Annotated in this window: 2 protein-coding genes; both read right to left on the reverse strand. The window is 76.9% G+C overall.

Going from position 1 to position 4,860, the window contains the following annotated elements:
* Positions 1-641, reverse strand: a 641-nt coding sequence (locus ACWDRR_RS44095; protein ID WP_449777987.1) for a beta-ketoacyl synthase N-terminal-like domain-containing protein, incomplete at its 3' end; no start/stop codon positions are given.
* 146 nt (positions 642-787) lie between these two features.
* Positions 788-4,860 (reverse strand): SDR family NAD(P)-dependent oxidoreductase (locus ACWDRR_RS44100; RefSeq protein ID WP_449777986.1); only part of this gene is annotated, 4,073 nt, incomplete at its 5' end.

Here is a 4,860-nt window from a genome sequence, read left to right on the forward strand (position 1 = left end):
TGCAACGCCACCAACGACGACGAACACGCCGTGTCCACCGTCACCGCCGGCCCCTCCAACCCCAACGCATACGCCACCCGCCCCGACAACACGCTGAGTGTGTTGCCCGTCAGCAGATAGCCGCCCAGCTCCTCCGAGCCCTCGTGCAGCCGGGGGCCGTACTCCTGCGAGAGCGCGCCGGCGAAGACACCCGTCCGGCTGCCGCGCAGCGAGGCCGGATCGATCCCCGCCCGCTCGACCGCCTCCCACGCCGTCTCCAACAACAGGCGCTGCTGCGGATCCATCGCCAACGCCTCACGCGGCGAGATCCCGAAGAACCCCGCGTCGAACTCCGCGACCCCCTCCAGGAACCCGCCCGCCCGGACGTAGGACCGCCCGGACGCGTCGGGGTCGGGATCGAACAGCGCCTCGACGTCCCAGCCACGGTCGGTCGGCAGCGGCGCGACCGCCTCGCCGCCCTCCACCACCAGTCGCCACAGGTCCTCGGGCGACCGCACCCCGCCGGGGTAACGACATCCGATCCCCACCACCGCCACCGGCTCGGTCGACGCGGCCTCCACCGCACGCAGGCGCTCCCTGGTCTGCCGCAGATCGGCCGACACACGCTTCAGGTAGTCGAGGAGCTTCTCTTCGTTATCCATCGGGAATCCGTCCAACGGGTAGAGGCCAGGAGCGCCGTTCGAGGTCAGGCCGAGCGGTCGGGGCGGGAGGGCAGCGGAGCAGGTCGGGGCGGGTCGGAGCAGGTCAGAGCTGGTCGGGGCGGGTCGGGGCGGGGCCGGGGGGCGGATCAGGAGAGGCCGAACTCCTCGTCGATGAGCGAGAAGATGTCGTCGACGGTCGCGGATTCGAAGTCCGCCCGGGGCGCGGCCCCGGTGTCGAAGGCGCGGGCGTCCTTCCACTTCCCGAGCAGGGCTTCCAGGCGCTCGGTGATCCCGGCCACGGCGTCGTCGTCCTGCGCCACCTCGGCGAGCACGCCTTCCAGCCGGTCGAGTTCATCGAGGACGGCCGCCCCGGCGGACCCTCCCGCGGCGACGTCTCCGGCGGCGTCGGCCTCCCCGGCGAGCCGGGCCCGCAGCAGTGCGGCGAGTTCGGCGGGCGTCGGGTGGTCGAACACGGTGGTGGTCGGCAGTCGCAGTCCGGTCGCCGCGTTCAACCGGTTCCGCAGCTCCGTGGCGGCCAGGGAGTCGAATCCGAGCTCCCGGAAGGCCCGCCGGGCGTCGACCGCGCCGGCGAGCCCGTGCCCGAGCACGACGGCCGTCTCGTCGAGCACCAGGTCCAGCACCAGCCGCTCGCGCTCCGGCGCGCGGAGTCCGGCGAGCCGTTGCGCCAACGACGTGCCCCCGGCGGCCGTTTCGGCGGCGGCCGTCGGGCGGCCGGTGACCCGGACCAACCCGCGCAGCAGCGGCGGCACCGCGGCCGGGCCCGCGCCGGAGGCGGCCTGCGCCCGCAGCGAGGCGGCGTCCAGGCGCATCGGCACCGCCACCGGCTCACCCGTGCGGTGGGCGGCGTCGAACAGCGCCAGGCCGTCCTCGGTCGACAGCGCGCCCATGCCGACCCGCCGCATCCTGGTCAGGTCGGCGCCTTCGAGATGGCCCGTCATGGCGCTGCGTTCGGCCCAGAGCCCCCAGGCCAGCGAGAGGGCCGGCAGGCCGCGGGAGCGCCGGTGCCGGGCCAGCTCGTCCAGGAACGCGTTGGCCGCCGCGTAGTTGCCCTGCCCGGCGGCGCCCACCAGGGCGGTGGCGGAGGAGAACAGGGCGAACACCGCGAGGTCCAGGTGCTCGGTCAGCCGGTGCAGGTGCCAGGCGGCGTCCACCTTGGGCGCCAGGACCCGGTCCAGCCGCTCCTGGTCGAGCGCGGGGACGACGCCGTCGTCCAGCACGCCCGCGGTGTGGACGACCGCCGTCAGCGGGTGCGCGGCCGGTACCCGGTCCAGCAGCCGGGCGACGGCCTCGCCGTCCGTGACGTCGCACGCGGCGGTCGTCACGGTGGCGCCGAGGGCGGTCAGCTCGGCGGCGAGGGCGGTCGCCCCCTCGGCGTCCGGGCCCCGGCGGGAGGCCAGGAGCAGGTGCCGTACGCCGTGCCGGGTCACCAGGTGCCGGGCGGTCAGCGCGCCGAGCGTCCCCGAGGCGCCGGTGATCAGCGCGGTGCCGTGCGGGTCCGGCGCCGGGGGCACGGTCAGGACGATCTTCCCGATGTGCCGGGCCTGGCGGAGGTGGCGGAACGCCTCCGGGGCCCGGCGGACGTCCCAGACGGTCAGCGGTGTCCGGTGCAGCACGCCGGCCTCGAACAGCGCGAGGACCTCCCGGAGCATCTCGCCGATCCGCCCGGGGTCGACCTCCATCAGGTCGAAGATCCGGTACTCGACGCCGGGGTGCCGGGCGGCCACCTCGGCCGCGTCCCGGTGGTCGGTCTTCCCCATCTCCAGGAAGCGCCCGCCCCGGGGCAGCAGCCGCAGGGAGGCGTCCACGAACTCCCCCGCCAGTGAGTTGAGCACGACCGAGACCCCGCGGCCCCCGGTCGCCGCCAGGAACCGCTCCTCGAAGCCGAGGTCGCGGGAGGAGGCGATGTGCGCGTCGTCCAGACCCGACGACCGCAGGGTGCCCCACTTGCCCGGACCGGCCGTGCCGAAGACCTCGGCCCCCCAGTGCCGGGCCAGTTGCACCGCGGCCATGCCCACCCCGCCCGCCGCCGAGTGCACGAGGACGGTCTCGCCGCGTCGCAGGTCGGCCAAGTCCCGCAGGCCGTGGTAGGCGGTCAGGAAGACCACGGGGACGGCGGCCGCCTCGGCAAAGGACCAGCCGTCGGGTACCGGCACCACGGCCCGGTGGTCGGCCACCGCGACCGGGCCGAACGCACCGGAGAACAGGCCCATCACCCGGTCGCCGACGGCGAGGCCGGTCACGCCGGGGCCGACCTCGGTGACCACCCCGGCGCCTTCGATGCCCAGCCCGTCGAGCCTCGGGACCAGGCCCAGCGCGACCACCACGTCACGGAAGTTGAGGCCGGCGGCACGGACCGCGATCCGCACCCGGCCGTCGGTCAGCGGGCCGGCGGCGGTGTCGTCCGGGCTCGGCACCAGCGCCAGGTTCTCCAGGGTGCCCTTGCCCGCGATGTCCAGCCGCCAGGCGGGCACCCCGGTGGGCGGCGCCAGCGCCGGCACCGCCCTGGCGAGCCGGGGGACGCTCAGCGTGCCTGCCCGGACGGCCAGTTGGGGCTCACCGGAGTGGACCGCCGCGGCCACCGCCGCCGGTGACGCCGTGTCCTCGTCCAGGTCCAGCAGGACGAAGCGGCCGGGGTTCTCCGCCTGCGCCGCCCGCACCAGCCCCCACACCGGAGCCTGCACCGGCGCGGCCGCCCCCTCCCCGGGGCGGACGGCCACGGCTCCCCCGGTCACGACCACCAGACGGGAGGAGGCGAACCGGTCGTCGGCCAGCCAGGTCTGCAGCGCGTCGAGGACGCGGCCGGTCAGCGCGCGGGCCGCCGGCCCGGGGCTGCCGGGCGCGGCGGGTTCCGCGACGGGCAGGAGGACCACCTCCGGCACGGGGCCGCCCGTCCGCGTCGCCTCCTCCGCCAGCGCGCGCAGGTCGGCGAAGGTCCCGGCGCCGAGGTCGCCCAGGGCGGTGCCCTCGGACCCCACCACGGCCCAGTGGCCGGGACCCTGCGGGGAGCCCGGCGCGGCGGCCGGCGGCGCGCCGACGGCCACCCAGTCGACCTGGAAGAGCGCATCGCCCTGGGCCCGGCCGACGTCGTCCAGTTGCTCCCGGGTGACCGGCCGCAGCGCCAGCGACGCGATACCGGCGACCGGCCGCCCCGCGGTGTCGGCGACGGTCAGCGCCACCTTGCCGGCCCCCAGCGGGGTGACCCCGACCCGCAGCGCGGTCGCGCCGACGGCGTGCAGCGCCAGGCCCTCCCAGGCGAAGGGCAGCTGCGGCAGGCCGTCCGCCGGCCCCTCGGCGGGCCCGGCCAGGCCGATGACGTGCAGTGCGGCGTCCAGGAGCGCCGGGTGCACGGCGAAGCGTCCGGCCTGGCCGGCGAGCTCCTCGGGCAGGGCGACCTCGGCGAACACCTCGTCGCCGCGCCGCCAGGCGGCCCTGACCCCCCGGAAGGCCGGGCCGTACGGCAGGCCGGTCTCGGCCAGGCCCGCGTACAGCCCGTCGATCCGGACGGGTGCGGCCCCCGGCGGGGGCCAGGCCTCCGGGCCGGCGTCGCGTTCCGCGGCCGCTCCGGCCGGCCCCGCCACGCCGGTGGCGTGCCTGGTCCACGGCTGTTCGGCCGGTGCGCCCGCCGGGTGGGAGTGCAGGCTCACCGGCCGCCGGCCGGCCTCGTCGGGCGCGCCGACCACCACCTGGAGCGAGACGGCGCCCTCGTCGGGCAGTACGAGCGGGGCGTGCAGCGTGAACTCCTCCACCCGGCCGCAGCCGGCCCGGTCGGCGGCCTGGAAGGCCAGCTCCAGCAGCGCCGTGCCCGGGACCACGGTCGTCCCGAGGACGGTGTGGTCCGCCAGCCACGGGTGCGCGGCCAGCGAGAGCCGGCCGGTGACGAGGACGCCGTCCGAGTCGGGCAGCGCGAGCGTCGCGCCCAGGAAGGGGTGGTCGACGGGGGCCAGTCCCAGGGTGCTCGCGTCACCCGGCGCGGCCGGGGCCGGCTCCCACCAGTAGGACTGCCGCTGGAACGCGTACGTCGGCAGGTCCGCCGGGGTGGCGTCGGTGCCGGCGAACGCGGCCGTCCAGTCCACCGGGCCGCCCCGGACGAAGGCCTCGGCGGCCGAGGTCAGGAAGCGGTCCAGGCCGCCCTCACCACGGCGCAGCGTTCCGACGACGGTGGCCTGGTGGCCGTGTTCGTCCAGGGTCTCCTCCACGC

This window comes from Kitasatospora sp. NPDC003701, from assembly GCF_053587085.1.